The organism is Stenotrophomonas sp. UBA7606 (assembly GCF_002477705.1).
Taxonomy (GTDB): Bacteria; Pseudomonadota; Gammaproteobacteria; order Xanthomonadales; family Xanthomonadaceae; genus Stenotrophomonas.
On record NZ_DLJW01000086.1, the window covers coordinates 48267 to 69083 of the forward strand.

Annotated in this window: 14 protein-coding genes and 1 pseudogene; 10 read left to right on the top strand and 5 right to left on the bottom strand. The window is 65.9% G+C overall.

The window, feature by feature from the left end; all coding sequences use genetic code 11:
• Positions 1-12 precede the first annotated feature (12 nt).
• The 8 genes and pseudogenes from B2527_RS10940 to B2527_RS10975 all read left to right on the top strand — a co-directional run bounded on the left by B2527_RS10940 (position 13) and on the right by B2527_RS10975 (position 9833).
• Positions 13-543, top strand: a complete 531-nt coding sequence (locus B2527_RS10940) for a DUF3828 domain-containing protein (protein ID WP_293712015.1) — start codon at positions 13-15, stop codon at positions 541-543.
• Positions 544-722: 179 nt separating this feature from the next.
• A complete protein-coding gene (locus tag B2527_RS10945; RefSeq protein WP_293712018.1) occupies positions 723-965 on the top strand; it encodes a helix-turn-helix domain-containing protein in 243 nt (80 codons plus the stop codon).
• On the top strand, positions 965-2254 hold the full coding sequence (locus B2527_RS10950) for a HipA domain-containing protein (RefSeq protein WP_293712021.1): 1290 nt from the start codon (positions 965-967) through the stop codon (positions 2252-2254). The genes B2527_RS10945 and B2527_RS10950 overlap by 1 nt, the downstream gene beginning before the upstream one ends.
• A 150-nt stretch (positions 2255-2404) precedes the next feature.
• Positions 2405-3004 (top strand): GTP cyclohydrolase I FolE, encoded by a 600-nt coding sequence (folE, locus tag B2527_RS10955; protein WP_293712024.1) that lies wholly within the window; start codon positions 2405-2407, stop codon positions 3002-3004.
• A gap of 22 nt (positions 3005-3026) precedes the next feature.
• Positions 3027-4496: a DUF3375 domain-containing protein gene (locus B2527_RS10960; protein WP_293712027.1), complete on the top strand. Its 1470-nt coding sequence runs from the start codon at positions 3027-3029 to the stop codon at positions 4494-4496.
• Positions 4483-5178, top strand: a complete 696-nt coding sequence (locus B2527_RS10965; RefSeq protein WP_293712030.1) for a DUF4194 domain-containing protein — start codon at positions 4483-4485, stop codon at positions 5176-5178. Before B2527_RS10960 ends, B2527_RS10965 begins: the two co-directional genes overlap by 14 nt.
• A gap of 74 nt (positions 5179-5252) precedes the next feature.
• A pseudogene (locus tag B2527_RS10970) lies at positions 5253-8783 on the top strand (ATP-binding protein); the annotation flags it as partial.
• Positions 8784-9455: 672 nt separating this feature from the next.
• On the top strand, positions 9456-9833 hold the full coding sequence (locus tag B2527_RS10975) for an MAPEG family protein (RefSeq protein ID WP_293712033.1): 378 nt from the start codon (positions 9456-9458) through the stop codon (positions 9831-9833).
• 144 nt (positions 9834-9977) lie between these two features.
• On the opposite strand, the gene B2527_RS10980 is transcribed toward B2527_RS10975, so the two are convergent.
• From B2527_RS10980 to B2527_RS10995, 4 genes are all read right to left on the bottom strand, one after another.
• Positions 9978-12902: a TonB-dependent receptor gene (locus B2527_RS10980; RefSeq protein WP_293712036.1), complete on the bottom strand. Its 2925-nt coding sequence runs from the start codon at positions 12900-12902 to the stop codon at positions 9978-9980.
• Positions 12903-13043: 141 nt separating this feature from the next.
• Positions 13044-13787 carry an SDR family NAD(P)-dependent oxidoreductase gene (locus B2527_RS10985; RefSeq protein ID WP_293712039.1) on the bottom strand — a complete coding sequence of 248 codons (744 nt, stop codon included), beginning with the start codon at positions 13785-13787 and terminating at the stop codon, positions 13044-13046.
• Positions 13788-13888: 101 nt separating this feature from the next.
• A complete protein-coding gene (locus B2527_RS10990; protein WP_293712042.1) occupies positions 13889-15529 on the bottom strand; it encodes an EAL domain-containing protein in 1641 nt (546 codons plus the stop codon).
• Between the two features lie 93 nt (positions 15530-15622).
• Positions 15623-16402 carry a sulfite exporter TauE/SafE family protein gene (locus tag B2527_RS10995; RefSeq protein ID WP_293712045.1) on the bottom strand — a complete coding sequence of 260 codons (780 nt, stop codon included), beginning with the start codon at positions 16400-16402 and terminating at the stop codon, positions 15623-15625.
• Positions 16403-16496: 94 nt separating this feature from the next.
• Here B2527_RS10995 and B2527_RS11000 point away from each other — a divergent pair, with 94 nt between their 5' ends.
• Positions 16497-16892, top strand: coding sequence for a YchJ family metal-binding protein (locus tag B2527_RS11000; RefSeq protein WP_293712047.1), 396 nt, complete (start codon positions 16497-16499; stop codon positions 16890-16892).
• Between the two features lie 120 nt (positions 16893-17012).
• Complete coding sequence (locus B2527_RS11005; protein WP_293712059.1) at positions 17013-19136, top strand: lytic murein transglycosylase; 2124 nt, start codon at positions 17013-17015, stop codon at positions 19134-19136.
• A gap of 95 nt (positions 19137-19231) precedes the next feature.
• Here the strand turns inward: B2527_RS11005 and B2527_RS11010 are convergent, their stop codons facing one another.
• Positions 19232-20407: a benzoate/H(+) symporter BenE family transporter gene (locus tag B2527_RS11010; protein ID WP_293712050.1), complete on the bottom strand. Its 1176-nt coding sequence runs from the start codon at positions 20405-20407 to the stop codon at positions 19232-19234.
• Positions 20408-20817 lie beyond the last annotated feature (410 nt).

The window sequence follows — 20817 nt, forward strand, 5'->3', positions numbered from 1 at the left end:
GCAAGGACGCCCATGAAAGCCCTGATCGCCACAACGCTGCTGCTGGCCCTGACTGCCTGCAACAAGGATGCCCCCGTCAGCGCCACGCCAGAACCCAACCCGGCAGCGGCCAGTACCAGCGCCGATGACATCCGTTCCGCCCGCGCATTCCTTAGCCACATCTACGCCGGCTACCACCCGGATGCGGGGCTGGACGCCATCCTGCCCGACGAAGAGGTCTACACGCCGGCCCTGATCGCCGCGATGCAGGCCAATAGCGACGCGTACGCTGGCGAAGTTGGCTATCTGGACGGCGATCCGCTCTGCGACTGCCAGGACACCGCCCAGGACCTGCGCCAGCTCAGCTTCGACATCCAGCCACTGGCAGACGGCCAGCTGCGTGCCAGCACCCAGCTCGACGACCCCCAGTACCCCTTGCAGCTGCAGTTGACCCTGCAGCGCCAGGGCAGCAGCTGGCGCATTGCCGACATCGCCACCTCGCGTGCGCCCAGCCTGTTGCAGGCACTACAGCGCGACACCCAGGGTGTTATGGGAAGAAAATAAAGTCTGCTTTAGTTTTCGTGAGTATTTGATGCTTCTGAAGGGATATATAACGTACACGTTAGATTTCCGCGCTGCGACGGCCCGAAAGGGATATTTCTAATGTTTGCTTTAGATTTTTCTTGAGCTGGAGGCTTTCATAGAGCAATCTAAAGCCTGCTTTATATTTCAGAGGGCCAGCCATGCAGGTGCAGATCGACCAGGCGTCAGACATCGGCCGATACGTCCGCGCTGTACGCAAGGCGCAGGGCCTGCGCCAGGATGATCTGGCAGCAATGGCGGGTACCAGTCACGTGGTCCTGGGCAATGTGGAGCGGGGCAAGGACACCGTGCAGATCGGCCGGGTATTCGAATTGCTGCGCCAACTGGGCATTCGCGTGCAGCTTGATCTGCCTGTGGAGCTGCCGCCGCCGGAGCGCGGCTGATGGTGACCGAGATCGAGATCGAACCGCGTCAGCTCGATGTGTGGCTGGAACACCAGCGCATCGGTGAGCTGTACGAACAGGGCAACCTGTGGGCGTTCCATTACGATCCGGTCTGGCGCGACAACGGTTTCGACCTGTCGCCGGCCCTGCCGCGCACTGCGGGCGAGATCCAGGACGGTGGCAGCCAGCGTCCTGTGCAGTGGTTCTTCGACAATCTGCTGCCGGAGGAGGGCGGGCGCCAACTGGTTGCCGCCGATGCCGGTATCAATGCCGCCGACGCATTCGGCCTGCTGCAGCGTTTTGGCCCGGAATCGGCAGGCGCATTGACCTTGTTGTCGCCCGGGCAGCAGTTGCCGCCGCCGGATCTGCGGCCCTTGCCTGATGCCGAGCTCTCTGCACGTATCCAGGCGCTGCCAAGGCAGCCGCTGTCCCATGGCGCGCCAAAGCGCATGTCGCTGGCCGGCGCGCAGCACAAGCTGGCCGTGGTGTTAGACCACAACCAGCTGTGGGAACCGATCGGGCAGGCCGCCTCTACCCACATCCTCAAGCCAGACCACGAGCAGGTGGATGACTACCCGCACAGCGTGGTCAATGAGTGGTTCTGCATGCGCCTGGCTGCCGCTTGTGGCTTGCCGGTACCGGAGGTGCAGGTGCGGCGGGTGCCGGAGCCGGTCTATCTGGTACGTCGTTTCGACCGTGTAGGCGAGGGGCTGCAAGTTCGGCGCCGTTATGCGCTTGATGGCTGCCAGTTGCTGTCGCTGGACGCGGCGTTCAAATACCAACAAGCCAGCAGCCCGGCCCTGCGGCAGCTGTTGGATATCACCCGAACACCGGCCGCTACACGGTTGTCGCTGCTGCGCTGGCAGTTGTTCAACTTCTTTATTGGCAATGCCGACGCCCATCTGAAGAATCTCAGCTTCCTGTGGGGTCAGAACGGCTGGGAGCTGGCGCCGCATTACGACCTGCTCAGCACCACGGTGTACCGGGCACCCGAGTGGGGTGCCGAAACCCTGGTGTTCCCAATGGGCAGTGCCGCGCGCTTTGCCGATGTCACCAAGGCGGAGGTGGGGGCGTTTGGCCAGAGCATCGGGATTCCGGTGGGCCTGACGCTGCGGGAGCTGGAACGTCTGGCCAAGGACCTGTGGCGGGAGGCGCAGGCACTGTTGCAGGCCTATGAGCAGGGCATCACCCATCAGGTAGATCCGGGTGAGGCGCGGCTGTTGCGGCAAATCGTGTACGGCCCCATCACCGACGCGCTGGCCTGGGCGTCCCGATGGAGCCGCCCCTGAGGTGTGCCGCATGTTCAGAGATAATTTAATTAAAAACAATAACTTGCAATAACTCCGGAATGAGCGGGCAGGCGCGTTGCCGGCCTCTCCATGCCCTCCACACCCCCGGCTGGTAGCATGTCTACCCCGTAATCCAAGCGCAGTTCTGTAATGGCCGATTCCAAGAACCCGTCCGTCACCCAAGCCCAGGCCGAAGAGGCCGTGCGCACCCTGTTGCGCTGGGCCGGTGAAGATCCCACCCGCGAAGGCCTGCTCGATACCCCGCGCCGGGTAGCCGAGGCCTATGGCGACTGGTTCAAGGGCTATAATGACGACCCGCGTGAGTACCTGGCCCGCACCTTCGAGGAAGTGGCCGGCTACGACGAGATGATCGTGCTGCGCGACATCGAATACGAAAGCCATTGCGAGCACCACATGGCGCCGATCATCGGCCGCGTGCATGTCGGCTACGTGCCCAACGGCCGCGTGGTCGGCATCTCCAAGCTGGCGCGCGTGGTCGAGGCCTATGCGCGCCGCTTCCAGGTGCAGGAAAAGATGACCGCGCAGATCGCCGACGTGATCCAGGACGTGCTGCAGCCCATGGGCGTAGGCATCGTGGTGGAAGGCGCGCACGAGTGCATGACCACCCGTGGCATCCACAAGCGTGGCGTCAGCATGGTCACCTCGCGTATGCGCGGCACTTTCCATGACGACGCGCGTACCCGCGCCGAGTTCCTGCGTTTCATCGAAGTCGGCCACGCCCGACGCTGAGCCCAGGGAACGCGCGCGCTCGATGAAGTACCGCCAACGTATCGCCAGCTACCAGCGCCTGCGCGAGCAGCCGCTATGGAAACTGCTGGCCTCCGACCGTGCGCCCGTCCTGGTCGGCCTGTTGCAGGGCCTGCTGTTGGAGGCGGACCGTCGCATCCCCGGCTCCATCCTTGCCGAGCGCCTGCAGCAGCAGCTGGATGCGCTCAATGGCGAAGAGCTGGATGTGGAGCTGCCGCGCACCGCACAGGCCTACATTGCGTACTGGCTGGCCCAGGGCTGGTTGGAGCGGCGCCTGCCGGAAGGGGCCAGCGAAGAGGAATACGAGCTGTCGCGGCAGGCCACGCAGGCCATCCGCTTCATCGCCGGTATCGAACACAACGCCAGCCTGGCTACCGAGAGCCGGTTGGCGATGGTCATGCAGCAGTTGTCGCAGCTGGCCCAGCAGACCGAATCCGATCCGGAAGCACGCCTGGCCGCACTCAAGGCCGAGCGCGACCGCATCGACGCCGAGATTGCCCAGGTCGGTACCGGCAAGGTCAGTGCGCTGGATGGCAAGCGCGCGCTGGAGCGCACCCGTGACGTGATCCGCCTGGCTGATGACCTGGCCGAGGATTTCCGCCGCGTGCGCGACGACTTCGAGCAGCTCAACCGCCGCTTCCGCGAGCGCATCATCGACGACGAGGGCGCGCGCGGCGATGTCCTCGATCGCTTGTTCAATGGCGTCGATGTGATCGGCGAGTCCGATGCCGGGCGCAGCTTCCAGGCGTTCTGGGACCTGCTCAACGATCCGCAGCGCAGTGCCGAGCTCGATGCCGCGCTGGACACCGTGCTCAACCGTGGCTTCACCCGCAAGCTGGACCGCAACGAGCGCACCTTCCTGCGCAACTTCACCAGCACGCTGCTGGAGCGCGGTGGCCAGGTGCATGAGGTGATGCAGCATTTTGCCCGCAGCCTGCGTGGCTTCGTGCAGAGCCGTGGCTACCTGGAGCAGCGCCGCCTCAACCAGCTGCTCAAGCAGGCCCAGGGCCAGGCCCTGTTGCTGCGCGACGAGGTTCGGCCCACCGCGCCCACCGGCTTCGTGCTGCCGTTGTCCTCCACCCGCGTGCGTTCGATCGGCCAATGGCGCCTGCACGACCCACGCAGCCACCAGGTGGACACGGCTATCTACTACGCCGAGGCCGCCGAGATCAGCCTGGACAGCGTGGGCGATCTGGTCGCGCAGTCGGAAATCGACGTGCGCACCCTCAAGGACAATCTTTTCATGCTGCTGGGCAACCGCCCGCGCCTGAGCATCTCGCAGGTACTGCGCGAGCGCCCGGCGCGGCAGGGCCTGGGCAGCGTGATCGGCTATCTCTCCATCGGCACCCGCCACGGCAAGGTGATGGCCGACCAACTGGAAACCGTGGAATGGACCGGCGGCGATGGCGTGGTGCGCCGCGCCCGCGTGCCGCTGGTCTGGTTCCTCAAGGAAAGACGCGATGAACTGGTCTGAGACCGAAACCGAAAACGACATCGAGGCAACGCCGGCCCCGGCTGCGCCGGTATTGAGCGGCGGCGCCCTGTTTGTCGGCGACACCGGCAGCCTGCCGCTGGAGGCACGCCGCGCGCTGTGCCTGCTGCTGGCCGGCCCCAGCGTCGACGCCCAGCGCCAGCCGGCGCAGTGGGCGGCATTGCTGCGCAATGAAGACGACGTGCGCAGCCTGCTGTGCGAGCTGTTCCTGGAGCTGGTGCTGGACCGCGACGGTGGCGTCGCCTTCACCCGCCAGTACGACACCGCCGAACTCGACTCGCCCACGCTGCTGCGTTCGGCGCCGCTGACCTTCATCGAGTCGGTGCTGCTGCTGTTCCTGCGCCAGCAGTTGGCCGAGGCCGATACCCGCGGCGAACGCGCGGTGGTGGCCGAGTTCCAGTTGGTGGAGGCGATGAGCGTCTACCAGAAGAACGTGTCCACCGACCAGGCCGGTTACGGCAAGCGCGTGGCCGCCGCCATCGCCAAGATGCGCGAGAACCAGCTGCTGTCCAAGCTGCGTGGCAGCGAGGACCGCTACGAAGTATCGCCGGCACTCAAGCTGCTGTTCTCGGCTGAGGACGTGCAGGCCCTGGGCGAGGCTTACCGGCAGCTGCGCGAAGGCGACAGCTCGCTGTTTGCCGCCAGCGACGACGCCGACGAATGAGGCGCGGCGCTCGCGCCACGTTGACCAAGAATGACCGCCGCCGCGCCCGGCGCGGCGGTTGAAGGATTAGCCGCATGGACACCACTTCCAAAACCCTGCTCCCCACTGCCGCGTTGTTCAACGACCCGGCCAGCGATGCGCGCGCCAGCCAGTTCCGCATGCGCCGCCTGCAGGTGCTCAACTGGGGTACGTTCTCGGGCCTGACCGAAGTGCCGATCGCCGAGCGCGGTTTCCTGTTCGTCGGCCGCTCCGGCTCGGGCAAATCCACCCTGCTCGATGGCATGAGCGCGCTGCTGACGCCGCCCAGCATCGTCGACTTCAATGCTGCCGCCCGCGAAGCCGAGCGCTCCGGCCGCGACCGCTCGCTGGTGTCCTATGTGCGCGGTGCCTGGGCCGACCAGCAGGACAGCGAGTCCGGCGAAATCGCCACCCAGTACCTGCGCAAGGGCGCCACCTGGAGCGCGTTGGCGCTGGAGTACCACAATGCCCGCGGCGACGCGGTGTCGATCGTGCGCCTGTTCTGGATCGCCGGTGCCGGTACCTCGGCCAACGACGTGCGCAAGCACTACATGGTCATCCCGCGCCGCTTCGACCTGGCCAGCGAGCTGGATGGCTTCGACCTGGACCTGCGCAAGCTGCGCGCGCGGCTGGCCGACGACGTTGCCCACTTCGATACCTTCACCGGATATGCCGAGCGCTTCCGTCATCTGCTGGGCATCGGCAACGACATGGCGCTGCGCCTGCTGCACAAGACCCAGTCGGCCAAGAACCTGGGCGACCTCAACGGCTTCCTGCGTGGTTTCATGCTGGAAGAGCCGCGCACCTTCGAGGCCGCCGACCGCCTGGTCGATGACTTCGCCGAACTCGATGGCGCCCACCATGCCGTGGTCACGGCCCGCCGCCAGGTCGAGACGCTGACCCCGGCCCGTGACTTCCACCACAACCTGATGGAGCTGCGCAAAGGCGTGGCCACGCTGCGTGACCTGCAGATCGGCATCGACGGCTTCCGCGAAGAGAAGCGCCTGGCCCTGGTCAACGAGCGGCTCAAGGAAGTGGAGATGCTCGACCGCGGCCTGATGGGCGAGGAAGGGCAACGCCGCCAGGCTTTGGACAACCACGAACAGAAGCTGGTCGACCTGGAGCGCCAGCAGCGCGAGCAGGGCGGCGAGCGCGTCGAGGAGATGGAGCGCGAGCGCGCCCGCCTGGAACGCGAAGTGGAAGAGCGCGGCCGCCGCCGCAAGCAGTTGGAGCTGGCCTGCCGACACCTCGGCATGTCCCTGGCCGACACCGCCAGCGGCTTCTCCGAGCAGGTGGAGCAGGCGCGGGCGCTGATCGATGGCAGCCGCGATGGTGCCGGCACCGTCGATGACGCCATCGCCGAGCGCATGGCCGAACGCCGTGATGACGAGAAGCGGTTTGCCGCCCTGCGGGTGGAGCTGGAATCGCTCAAGGCTGCGCCCAGCTCGATCCCGGCGCCGCTGCAGCAGATGCGCTCGCGCCTGTGCGAGGACACCGGCCTGTCCGAAGCAGCGGTGCCGTTTGTGGGTGAGCTGATCCAGGTGCGTGAGGACCAGATCGGCTGGCGCGGTTCGATTGAACGTGTGCTGCATGGCTTCGCGCAGTCGCTGCTGGTGGACGAAAAGAACCACCAGCAGGTGGCCGAATGGGCCAACCGCACCCATCTGGGCACCAAGCTGGTGTACTTCCGCGTGCGCGACAACGAGTTGCTGCATGCCCGTGAGCCGGACAAGCGCTCGCTGATCCACAAGCTGCAGCTGCGCGACCACGCTTACGGCGACTGGGTCTACAACGAGTTGCTGCGCCGCTTTGATTACACGTGCGTGGAGAACGCCGGGCAGCTGCGCAACGAAGACCGCGCGATCACCCGCGAGGGCCAGATCAAGCACCCGGGCGACCGCTACGAGAAAGACGACCGCCATGCCGTCAACGACCGCAAGCGCTGGATGCTGGGTCACGACAATCGTGACAAGCGCCGCGTCTACGAGCGTGAGGCACAGGAACTGGCGCAGCGCATCGCGCGCAGCGAGGCCGACGTGGCGATGCTGCGCAAGCAGCGCGAGAGCGGCCAGGAAAAGCAGTTGGCCGCGCACTCGCTGGTCGAGCGCGAGTGGGATGAGATCGATGTCAGCGCCCGCCTGCAGCGCATGGCCGACATCGACGAGCAGCTGATCGATCTGCGCGAAGGCGACAGCGCACTGGCCCGTATCGGCCAGCAGATCGAATTGACCCGCGGCCTGCGTGACCAGGGCAAGCGTACCTATGAGGACGTACGCCTGGAGCGCGGCCAGTTCGCGCGCGAGCGTGCCCGCCTGGAACAGCTGCGCGACAACGGCCAGGCGCGTGTCGCCAGCGCACCGTTGACCGAACAGCAACGCGAAGGCCTGGAAGCGCGCCTGCAGATCCTGCCGGGCTTGAACCTGGACAGCCTGGAAAGTCACTTCCGCGTCATCGAGCGCGGTCTGGCCGAAGAGCTGGGGCAGAGCCAGGGCCGCGACGCCAAGCTGAGCCAGCACCTGCTGGACTGCTTCCGCAAATACATCCAGCAGTGGCCGGAGGACTCGGGCGATTTCACCGTGTCGCTGACCAGTGCCGATGATTTCCTCGCCCGTCTGGCGCGCCTGGAGAGCGACGGCCTGCCGCGCCATGAGGGCCGCTTCTTCGAGCTGCTGCAGACCCAGAGCAAGAACAACCTGCTGGCCCTGCAGCGGCACACCGCCGAAGCGCACAAGGCCATCAAGCAACGCATGGACGAGGTCAACGCCTCGCTGGAACAGGTGGCGTTCAACCGTGGCACCGTGCTGGCGATCGACGTCAGCGACCGTCGCCTGCCGGAAGTGCAGGATTTCCAGCTGCAGCTGCGCGCGGTGCTGACCCACCAGCAGACCGACGACCGCTCGCTGGCCGAGTCGCAGTTCAACGTGTTGCGCGAGCTGGTGCGGCGGTTGGGTGCACAGGAGCCGGAGCTGCGGCGCTGGCGCGAGCAGGTACTGGACGTGCGCATGCACGTGGAGTTCATCGGCGTCGAGCTGGACGCCGAAACCCGTGAGCAGGTCGAGATCTATCGCAGTGGCGCTGGCAAGTCCGGCGGCCAGCGGCAGAAGCTGGCCACTACCTGCCTTGCGGCGGCGCTGCGTTACCAGCTGGGCGGTGAGGACGGCGAACTGCCGCGCTACGCAGCGGTGGTGCTGGACGAAGCCTTCGACAAGGCCGACAACGAGTTCACCGCACTGGCGATGAACATCTTCGAGAACTTCGGCTTCCAGATGGTGGTGGCCACGCCGTTGAAGTCGGTGATGACGCTGGAGCCGTTCATCGGCGGCGCCTGCTTTGTCGAGATCAGTGGCCGGCACGATTCGGGCGTGCTGCTGATCGAGTACGACGACGAAGGCAACCGTCTGAAGCTGCCGGCACGCGCACGTGGCGCGATGGCGCAGGCAACGGCTGAAGAGGGGGTGGATGCGGCAGCGGCCGAGGCGACGGCAGTAGCCGGTGATGCGGTGGCTGAAGCACCGGTTGCCGAGGCCACCGTGGAAGTGGAAGCCGAGCCGGTGGCGAAGAAGGCCAGCAAGAAGGCTGCAGCGAAGAAAAACATTCCGGCCTGAGGGGGCCGGCGGGAACGCCGGAACCATCGCGAATATCGGAGCCATCCCCTCTCCCGCCTGCGGGGGAGGGGGCCCCGGAAGGGGGCGGGTGGGGGCGCTTTTGCTGTTGCAGGTAGCACCAAGCCGTAGTGCCAAAGCACCCCTCCCCAACCCTCCCCTATGCTGCGCATAAGGGAGGGCGCAGGTAGCCGCTGTTTGCGGAGGCTGAGACTGCGCCATGACATGACGCGCCAGCCAGGCCGCTTTTCCCCTCTCCCGCCTGCGGGGGAGGGTGCCCCGAATGGGCGGGTGGGGGCGCTTTTGCTGTTGCAGGTAGCACCAAGCCGTAGTGCCAAAGCACCCCTCCTCAACCCTCCTCTATGCTGCGCATAAGGGAGGGCGCAGGTAGCCGCTGTTTGCGGGGGCTGAGACAACGTCACGACGCACCAGCCAAGCCACTTGTCCCCTCTCCCGCCTGCGGGGGAGGGTGCCCCGAAGGGGCGGGTGGGGGGCGCTTTTGACCTTGCTCGCAGGCAAGGCAAGAGCCGGAGCGATTCCCACCTTTGCGGGATTGACGGTAAAAGATCAAAGCCAAAGCCGCCCGTCGCGCTCATCAACTGCCGGCAGCTTGTTACCCTCGGCACATCCCACACCGCATTCGCCACGGAGTTGTCCATGCACTATGTAGAAATCGTCGCCATGCTGGTCGTGGCCCAGTTCCTGTTCTTCGGCGCGATGGTAGGCCGTGCACGTGGCAAGTACGGGGTGAAGGCCCCGGCCGTCACCGGCAATGAGGGCTTCGAGCGTGTCTACCGCGTGCAGATGAATACCCTGGAATTGATGGTCGCGCTGCTGCCAGCCATGTTCGTGGCGGCACGCTTCTGGCCGGCGGCATGGGTGGCAGGCATCGGCGCGGTCTACCTGGTCGGTCGCTTCATTTACTGGCGCGCCTACGTGCTGGCACCGTCCAGCCGCGCACTCGGCTTTGCATTGTCGATGCTGCCGGTGATGGTGCTGCTGCTGATGGCGCTGGCTGGCGCACTGCTGCGCTGAGCAACCCGGCTTCTGCGGGTGCGGCGCAAGCCGCAAAACCTGCGGCCTCCCTCCATCTGCAGGCGCGACAACGCACAGGCATCGGGTCTGCAGCAAATCCACAAAAACCAAGGAAGCCATGCGGCTCCCTTGGTTGTCTCACCCTTAGAAATCCATGCTCAGCCTGGCATAGGTGTAACGGCCGGGCAGGTCATAGGTGCCCGGGTCATAGCCATTGAGCGTGCAGCTCAGGCAGATCGGCGGGTTCTTGTCGAACACGTTGTTGACGCCAACGCTCACCTTTACCCCCTTCATCCACGCATCGGTACGCCAGCTGACCTGGGCATCGTGATAGGTGGTGGCACCCAGCCAATGCTGGTCGGCAGCGCTGTCGGTGCAGATTGCAAAGCCATTGGCACCGGCGCAGCTTTCACGCAGCCGGTCGATGTAGCGCATCGTCCAGTTGACGTTCCAGTTGCGGTAGTCCCAGTTGGTGGCCAGGGTCGAGCTCCACTCCGGGATCGAGCTGTCGTTGACCTCGATGCCCGGGCCCTTGGGCTCGGCTTGCCCGGACTCGTTGACCAGCTCATAGCGGGTCACCCAGGTTGCCTTCCAGTCAAAGCCCAGCTGGCCCCAGCCGGTTTCCGGCAGCAGCCAGTGCGCGCTGAAATCCCAGCCACTGGTGTTGATGGTGCCCAGGTTGGCCAGGATGTCCTCGAAACGGATGATCTGGCCACGGTCGTTGCGGGTATAGCTGGCACAGGCGGTGGCATCGCGGGTATCGATGCAGCGGTCCATGATGGCCTGCGCATCCGGTGCCTGGATCGCCTTGTCGATGGTGTGGCGGTAGAAGGTCACCCCCAGGTCCAGGCGGTTGGCCCAGCTGCTGTCTTCGGCCCAGCTCGGGCTCCACACCGCGCCGGCCATGAACGAACGGCTTTCTTCCGGCTCAAGATCACGGTTGCCGGAGGTGACCACCGAGATCTGCGGGTTGGCCTGCTCATAGCCCGGCGGCACGCCGTCGGCGGCGCACTTGGGGGTGGTGGAGGCGGCGTTGTTGCAGGGGTCGACGATGGTTGCGTCGAAGCGGCTCAAGGTGCCGTACAGCTCGCCGATCGAGGGTGCGCGGAAGCCCTGCGCGAAGGACATGCGCAGCAGCAGCTCATCGGCCGGCTGCCAGCGCAGGCCGATCTTGCCAGTGCCGGTGCCGCCGAAGGTGGAGTAGTCCGAGTAGCGGCCGGCAATGCTCAGGTCCAGGCTCTTGCCCCAGAAGCCTTCCCGCGCCAACGGCACGTCGAACTCGACATAGGCTTCCTTCACCGAGTAGCTGCCGATGGTCACGCCCGACGGTACGCCGTTGTACTCACCGGCCACCGTGATCGGGTCGGGATGGTATTCGCCCTTGTAGCGGCGCCACTCGGCACCGGCGGCGAAGGACAGCGGGCCCGCCCAGATGTCGAACAGTTCACCGGTGATGTTGGCCGAGCCCAGCGACAGCGTGTTCTTGCTGCGGTCACGCACGATCGGCGAGATCCACGCCAGCATCTCGGGGGTGATGGTGCCGGGGCCGCCAAACAGGTTCAGTGGCACGCAACCGGCGATGGCCGCACACGCTGCCGGATCGCCCAGGGCCTGGTTGATGTGTTTGATGTTGTAGCTGCCGGTATTGGTCTGGGTAGCCTTGCTCTGGCTGGACATCACGTTGATGTCCCAGTTCCAGGTGCGCTGGTTGACCTCGAACACGCCATCCAGACCGCCAGCGGCGTACCAGGTCTTTACGTCCTGCTCGTAACGGCGCGGGCCGCCCTCGACCGGTCGTCGGCCCAGCAAAAACAGGTTGGGGTTGGCCCCCATCGTGGTGAGGTCGAAGCCGAACGGGTTGTAGGGATTGTTGGCCGAGATCACCAGCCTGGTTTCGGCCCAGTCGTTGTACACGCCGGCATCGGTGCCGAGGAAGATCGGCTCCGGCGCGGCCTGGTTGGCCGATTCGCGCTCGCTGTACAGGCCGCGGAACCAGCCGCTTACGGTGGCATTGAATTCGAAGCGCACCTGCCCGAACACCGACTTGCGCTCGTTCGGGGTCAGCAGCAGGTTGTTGGGCGCGAAGTTGTAGCGGTTGGCGGTACCGAAGGGGATGAAGTCACCGGGGAAGCCGGCAGCGCCGCCAAAGCTGGCGCCATTGGGCAGGGTGATGTTGCAGGTTGCCGAACCGGGGATGGGATTGTCGTTGGCGTCCCTGCCCAACGGGCACAGCCCGCCGTAGGTGTTGTTGCCATCCGGTGGTGCAAACACCGTGCGCCCGCCGGGCGTGGCCGAGCTGCCGTTGGCCAGCCCGGTACCAGGCACCGGTTCGGTTGCCCATTTGTACTCGGACGAGCCGATTTCCTTCTGCTTGAACCACGAGGCACCGACGATCCACTGTGCGCGGTCACTGCTGCCACCAAAACTCAGGTCGATGCTGCTGGTGTCGCCACCCTTGAGATTGTAGTCGCCGTACTGCACCTCCACATGGCCGCCATCGGCCCCCTTCCTGGTGATGATGTTGACCACGCCTGCAATGGCGTCGGAGCCGTAGATCGAGGACGCACCGTCTTCCAGCACTTCGATGCGGTCGACGATGGCCAGCGGAATGGTGTTCAAGTCCACCGATGAGCCCACGCCCGAGCCGGAGGATTCATTGACCCAGCGGATGCCATCGACCAGCACCAGCACGCGCTTGGGCCCGAGGTGGCGCAGGTCCACTGTGGCCGCACCTGCGCCGACACCGCCGCCGTCGGGGGGAAAGCCGAAGTTGCCGCTGGAGTTGAGCTTGGTGCTCAGCGACGCGCCGCTGGCGGTGAGGTGCTGCACCACATCGGCTACCGAACTGTAGCCGGTGCGTTCAATGGCTTCGCGGGTGAGCACCTGGACGGGAACCTGGGTCTCCAGTTCGGCCTTCTTGATGCGCGTACCCGTGACCTGGATGCTGTCCAGGGTCTTGGGGGTAGTGTCGACGCTCTGTTGCGCCAGGGCGGTGCCTGGCAGCAGACACAGCAGGGAAAAACGCAGGGCGTGGGTCAGGCGGTTGGGCCGGGGCGAAAACGACGTCATCGAATGCTCCTGGTGATTGCCGGACTACTGCCCGCCACCATGACGGGCGTAGCCGATTTGTAAGCAATCCGTTACGCGCCGACAAGCAGCCAGGTCTCAAGTTGCTGCCTAAATGCGCGCCGATGACGACAAATGAACAAATCAGCGTGCTGAATAGCCGCCGTCAACCAGATGGTAGCTACCGGTGATGAAGGACGCCCGGTCCGACAACAGGAAGCAGGTCAGCTCTGCTACCTCCGCGGCCGTGCCCAGGCGCCCGGCCGGGTGCAGCGCGACCAGCCCGGCGTAGGCCTCCTGGTCCATGCTCTTGAGCAGCGGTGTGTCGATGAAACCGGGGCCGACCGAATTGATCCGCAGACCGCGCGCGGAGTATTCCAGCGCCGCGCTCTTGGTCATGCCCACCAGGGCGTGCTTGGCGGCGACATAGGCGGCCGAGCCGGCCCAGCCGTTGCTGCCCAGGATCGAGGCCATGTTGACGATGGCACCGCCGCCGCTGGCGAGGATGGCCGGGATTTCATACTTCATCGAATAGAACACGCCGTGCAGGTTGACCCCGAGCACGCGGTGCCATTCCTCCAGCGGATAGTCGGCGGTCTGCAGGCTGGCACCACCGATACCGGCATTGTTCACTGCCAGGTGCAGGCCACCAAAGCGCTGCTGGCAGGCGTGCACCATGTGCCGGACGGCATCCGGGTCACTGACATCCACCTGCAGCGGCTGTACCCGGTCGCCCAGTGACAAGGCCACGGCGGTAGCGGCATCGCCGTCGATGTCGGCGGCCAACACGTGGGCGCCGCCGGCCGCCAGCTGCCGTACCACCGCCTCACCGATGCCGGAGGCGGCGCCGGTTACCAGCGCGATGCGCCCCTGGAAATCGTGTTGCATGGTCTGCTCCCGCAGTGCGGCTGGGCCGCGACCGGTACAGCATCGGCCTTCAAGCCGGCTCCGTCATTGCGCCAGATCAAGCCGCTGACCACGGGCCTTGCTCAGCCTGGCCGCGGTTGCAGCCCGGCCGGGGGTGCCGGCGCCGTGACGTTGTGCGCCGCGAGCTGCCCGGGGCGGCTGTGCAAGGGCAGGAAGTCGGCCAGCGCACTGGCCGACATGGGCCGGCCAAAGTAGTAGCCCTGGCCGTAGATGACGCCCTTGTCGCGGAAGAAGATCGCCTGTTCTTCACTTTCAATGCCTTCCACCAGGGTCTGCATGCCCAGGCTGGCGGCCAGCTCGATGATGTGTGTGGCCACCTGGCTGGTCACCGCCTCGGTGCAGGCGGTGGAGGTGAAGCTCTTGTCGACCTTGAGGATATCGAAGGGGTAGGTGGTCAGGTAGGCCAGGCTGGAATAGCCGGTGCCGAAGTCGTCAATGGCGATTTCTATCTCCAGCGCATGGATGGCTGCCACCACGTCCTGCGCACTGGCTTCCTCCAGCAGGCCGCGCTCGGTGGCCTCCACCACGAACTGGCCGATGCCGGGGCCGATCGCACGCTGCATGTCCGCCAGCAGCTGCGGCGTCTCCATGGATTGCAGGTCACGTGGTGACAGGTTCACCCCCAGGCGGAAGCGCGGGTACTGGCGGAGGAAGCCGCTCAGGTCCTTGACCACCAGCTCCAGCACCCGGCGGGTGACCAGCTGGATGAGCCCGGCATCCTCGGCAAACGGGATGAAGCGATCCGGCGGTACCACGGTGCCGTCTTCGTGCTGCCAGCGCAGCAACGCCTCGGCACCAATGCAGGTGCTGTCCTGCAGGCAGAACACCGGCTGGTAGAGCAGGAAGAAATGGCCCTTGTTGATGGCGCGCAGCAGTTCGGCGCGCGTGGACCATTGGCGTCGGATCATCGCCAGCGCCATGCCCAGCACCACCAGTCCGGCAATGATGCCGATCGGGATGAACCAGTGGGCGAACTGGTTCATGCGTGCATCGAGGGTGGCCAGTGGCGTGGCCACGATCACGCCGGTGCCGCCCGGCCGCAGTACGCGGCGTACCACCAACGCGTCAGCCTGCTTGTCGATGAAGTGGCCCTTGTCGTCGCTGGCGGTGCCATCGGTGGCCCAGCGCTGTGGCAGATCGCCTGCGCGTGCGGTGTAGCGGCCGTCCATGCTGTTGAACAGGCCCAGCGACAGGCCAGGGCGCACGAACGGCGAGATCAGGCCTTCAGGGTAGACCAGCAGGGCATAACCGTCGCGCTCCAGCAGCACGTACTCGTGCCCGCTCAAGCCCGGTACCTGCACCTGCGTATAGACCCGCACGCCGTCGGGCGCACGCGCGCTGTACGGGCCGAGTACCAGCGACTGCATCAGCGCGCCGCTGGACGAGCAGGCCACCTTGCCGTCCTGCAGGTACAGCGTGCTCTTCACCAGCTGCGAGCGCATGCCGAAGCGCTGCATGCGCAGCAACCCGTCCGCGCTGCAGGGGGCTTCACCACTGCCGCGCATCTCCCTGTGCAGCTCCTGCAGGATGCCGATGGTGCTGCGGACCTGGCGCCCGATGCTGCTGGCCACATCGTCCAACTGCACGTACTTCTCGCGGATCGCCTGGGCGCGTGCCTGGTGCAACGAGTACAGCACCGGCACAGATGCCAGCAGGGCCGCAGCAAGCAGCAACAGTGCAGCGGTTCGATATCGTCTGGTCATGTAGGCGCCATCCCCGGGTTGGCTTGTCTGTGCACGATATGTGACGTGCGTCACCTATTCCAGTGGGGGGAATTTAGCTATGTGCAGGTGCCCTCACACCGGCCGGAACGTATCCCAGGCCATGCGCGCGATCAGCACCACCACCAGTGCGACAAAAAGCTTGCGGATCAAGGGTGTACCACCGCGCAACGCAAGCCGGGTGCCGGCGACCGCACCCAGCACGTTGGCCACCGCCATCGGCACGGCCACCGCCATCAGCACGTTGCCGCTGGGGATGAAGAAGGACAATGCCGCCACATTGGTGGCCAGGTTGACCACCTTGGAGGCCGCCGAGGCGCGCAGGAAGTCCAGCCCGAAGAAGCGCACGAACAGGAAGATCAGGAAGCTGCCGGTGCCCGGCCCGAAGAAGCCATCGTAGAACCCGATCACCCCGCCCATCACCACGGCGATGGTGAGCTCGCGGCGGCCCACTTCGCGCGGCCGGTGCAGGGCACCGAAATCCTTCTTGGCCAGGGTGTAGCCCAGCATCACGATCAGCAAGGTCAGCACCAATGGCCGTACCGCGTCCTTGGAGAGCAGGGAAACGGCGGTAGCGCCCAGGAAGGAGCAGGCAAAGGCCGCAGCGGCCGCCAGCAGCACCGGACGCCACGGAAAGCGCACCGAGCGTGCGTAGCGCCAGGCCGAGGCGCCGGTGCCGAACATCGAACTGAACTTGTTGGTACCCAGCAAGGCCGCCGGTGACTGCTGCGGCAAGGTGGTGAACAGGCCGGGCAGCTGGATCAGGCCGCCGCCGCCTACCGCCGCATCCACCAACCCTGCGCTGAAGGCAATCACCAGCAACCAGGGCAGTTCGGGCGGCAACAGTTCCAGCATGGTGGTTCCACGGCACGAGGGGGGCGCCAGCATACGCGCCAATGGCGACAGCCGCAGGCTTGGAAGCAGGGCGACGCTCACCGACAATGCGGGCATGCAGATATCAGCCAACAGCGCCTGCCCATGCGGGTTGCCGCACAACTACAGCCAGTGCTGTGGCCGTTACCACGGCGGCCAGGCCGCGCCCGATGCCGAAGCCTTGATGCGCTCGCGCTATAGCGCCTACGTGACCAAGGATGTTGCCTACCTGCTGCGCAGCTGGCATCCGCAGACCCGGCCGCAGGCGCTGAGCCTGGACGATGCACCCGGGCAGCGCACGCAATGGCTGGGACTGAGCGTGCAGCGCCACCAGATCACCGGCGCCGATACCGCAGAGGTGGTGTTCATTGCGCGCTACCGGATCGGGGGTGGCAGTGCGGTCAAGATGACCGAGCACAGTCGCTTTGAACGCATCGATGGCCAGTGGTATTACCTCGATGCGCTGAGCTGAGCGCATTGCCGTGGTTCATTCCCCGGCGACAACGGCAGCGTGCCGCAGCGCTTATGATCGGGCTCCGGTGCAAGGAGCGTATGGATGAAAGCAATCAACCTGCTGCGCGCAGGCCTGCTGATGGCGGTTGCCAGCATGGCCGCGCCGGTGCTGGCGGCCACCAGTGACTTTGGCAGCTGTGGGGCGGCGTTGCGGACCAGTGCCGTCGCCCAGGGCGTCAGTGCGGAGCGCTTCGACCGGGTCTTCGCCGACATCACCCCCGACCTCAGCGTGCTGCCCCTGCTGGATGCACAGCCCGAGTTCACCACGCCCATCTGGGACTATCTCGCCGCCTTGGTCGACAGCCAGCGCGTGGATGACGGGCGCACCCGTCTGGGCCAGCACGCTGCGCTGCTGCAGCAGGTATCCAGCCAGTACGGCGTGGACGCGGCAACCATCGTCGCGGTGTGGGGCGTGGAGAGCGACTACGGTCGTGTGTTTGGCAAGCGTCCGCTGTTGCAGTCGCTGGCCACGCTGTCCTGCAATGGTCGCCGCCAGCCCTTCTTCAAGGGGGAGTTGCTGGCCCTGCTCAAGCTGATCGACAAGGGCGACCTGGATCCGGCCGGTTTGACCGGCTCCTGGGCCGGTGCGTTCGGCCACACCCAGTTCATGCCCTCGACCTATGCCCGCATTGCCGTCGATGGGGATGGCGATGGCCGGCGTGACCTGGTGGCCAGCATTCCCGACGCCCTGGCGTCCACTGCCAACTACCTCAAGCAGGCCGGTTGGCGCAGTGGCCAACCGTGGGGCGTCGAAGTGCGTATCCCGGCGGGTTTCAACGCCACCCTGGCCGGCCGCGGCAAACGCAAGCCGCTGGCTGACTGGCGCGCGCTGGGCATCACCCTGGTTGACGGCAAACCATTGCAGGTGCCGGCCATTGCCGATGACAGCAATGCCGCCTTGCTGCTGCCGGCCGGTGCCAAGGGCCCGGCGCTGCTGGTCTTCCGCAACTACGACGCGATCTATTCCTACAACGCCGCCGAAAGCTATGCCCTGGCGATCGCCACGCTGGCCGACCGCCTGCGTGGGGGCAGCGGTCTGGTCGCCGCCTGGCCCACCGATGACCCGGGCATCGGCCGCCAGCAGCGGCGTGAGCTGCAGACCCTGCTGCTGGCCCGTGGCCACGACATCGGCGCCGCCGACGGCATGATCGGCAACGCCACCCGTCGTGCCATCCAGGCCGAGCAGCAACGGCTGGGGTGGAAGGACGCCGACGGCCGTGCCGGCAGCCGCATCCTGCAGGCACTTCGGGCCGCGCCGCCGGCCCAGCCCACGGTATTCAGGCTGCCTGCCAACTATCCGCAACTTGTTCAATCACCGATCGTACGGAGCAATGTTTCAATGAAGGATGTGCAGGGCCTGAGCACAGGCGATTTCAAGGGATTCACTGCCTGGAAGGTGGAGACCCCGTTCTCCACGGCGGCCATCAGCGTGTTCGGCGGCCAGCTGTTGTCCTTCGTCCCGGCCGGTGGCCAGGACGTCATGTGGCTTTCGCCCTCCGCCAAGCAGCCACCCACCCCCATCCGCGGCGGCGCACCGGTGTGCTGGCCCTATTTCGCGCGCCAGGGGCAGGGCAATGACGTGCCCTCGCATGGCTTTGTGCGCACCGTGCCCTGGCAGCTGCGCGACGCGCGGCGCGAGGCCGACGGCAGCATCGTGTTGACGCTGGTCCCGCCGGTCATCGACACCCTGGATCTACGCCTGCAGATGGTGGTGCGGGTTGGCCGCACCCTGGAACAGGAGCTGATCACCGAGAACACCGGCAGCCAGCCGGCCAGCATCACCCAGGCCCTGCACAACTACTTCAATGTCAGCGACGCCTTGACCGTGGACGTCAGCGGCCTGGACGGGCTTACCTATCTGGACAAGCTCGATGGCGGCGCCGCCCATGTGCAGCAGGGCGACTGGAACCTGCGTGATCCGCGCGACCCGGGCCGCAGTGACCGCATCTACACCCAGGCCGGTGGCCATTACGTCCTGCGCGACCCAGGCTTCAAGCGCATCATCGACATCACCACCAGCGGCAGCCGCAGTGCCGTGGTCTGGAACGCCGGCGAAGTGGCCGCGGCCAAGATGGACGATATTGGTGCGGCCTGGCGCAACTATGTTTGCGTGGAAGCCGGCAACGTTGGCCCGGATGTGATCGCACTGGCTCCAGGCGGCCGCCACACCCTCAAGCAGGTGTTCGCGGTAAAGCCGCTCTGAGCCTGGAAGCCCCTCTCCCATCGGGAGAGGGGTTGGGGAGAGGGTAGGCGGAACTCGCTGCCCTTGACTGCGGCAGTGGTGTCGCCCGCCACCAATCAGCGGCGCAGCGCCAGCAAGGTGATCACACCGGCGACCAGCCCCCAGAACGCCGAACCGATACCGGCCAGCGACAGTCCCGAGGCGGTGACCAGGAAGGTGACCAGCGCCGGCTCGCGTTCGGCCTCTTCCCTCATCGCCGCCGCCAGGCTGTTGCCGATGGTGCCCAGCAGGGCGATCCCGGCCAGCGTCGCGATCAATTCCTTGGGGAACGCCGCGAACACCGCGGCCACCGTTGCCCCGAACAGGCCGATCACCAGGTAAAACACCCCCGCACTGACCGCAGCGGTATAGCGCCGGGCCGGGTCCTCGTGTACGTCACGGCCCATGCAGATCGCAGCCGTGATCGCGGCCAGGTTCAGTGCATAGCCGCCGAACGGCGCCAAGGCGGTATTGACCACGCCAATCCAGCCAATCACGGGTGAAACTGGCGCGTCATAGCCGGATGCCTTCAGCACTGCCACACCGGGTACGTTCTGCGAGGCCATGGTCACGATGAACAAGGGCAGGGCAATGCCGAACACGGCGGCCCAGGACAGCGTCGGCAGGGTGAACACCGGCAGTGCCATCTGCAGCTGTACCTGCTCCATCTGCATCAAGCCCTTGCCGCCGGCTACCGTCACACCCACCAGCAAGGTTGCGATGACCGCATAGCGCGGCAACCAGCGCCGTCCAAGCAGGTAAGTTGCGAACATCAACAACACCAGCAGCGGCTGGGCCTGCACTGAGACAAAGACATCCAGGCCGAAGCGCAGCAGCACACCGGCCAGCATTCCCGATGCCAGTGACACCGGGATGCGTCGCATCGCCTTCTCGAACACGCCGGAGAAGCCGGCCACCGCGCCCATCACCGCGGCCAGCACGAAGGCGCCGATCGCATCGGACATCGGCAGCGTGGTCGCCCCGACCACCAGCATCGCGGCGCCGGGCGTGGACCATGCCGTCACCACCGGCACGCGATAGCGCAGTGACAGGCCGATGCAGGTCACGCCCATCCCCATGCCCAGCGCCCACATCCACGAGGCGATCTCGGCCTGCCCGGCGCCCACCGCCTGCGCTGCCTGGAACACGATCACCGCCGAGCTGGCAAAGCCCACCAGTACCGTAATGAAGCCGGCAACGGTGGCGGGCAGCGAAAGGTCACGAAAGAAGGAGCGCGGCGCAGGATCGGTCATCTATCTGGAGGCGTGCGATGGATCAGACCGCATTGTCGCCCAGCTGCCGCAGGCGGGGGGCCGTACAACAGTGGAGGGCCGCAGAGACTTGCCAGTGAAGTCCGGCCCATCGGGAAGGCGGGTGACAATGCCTGCGAGCCAAGCGGGAAAGGCACACACTGCAGGCAAGCAAGTCCTGCAGGGGCCAGCAGGCATCGAAAACCTGCCTTGGGCGGCCATCACTTTGCCGAGTCTGGCCCCAGCGGCCGATTTGCGGCCCTGCAACAAAAAGTGATTGCACTTTTCACAAAGATGTCTAGAATTCGCCTCCTCGCTTCACGGCGCCGCTCACACAAGTGACCGGGACCACGAAACGACGTCAACGGCCTCGAAAAAAGGTGTTGACGGAAACGAAAAGCCTGCTACAGTAG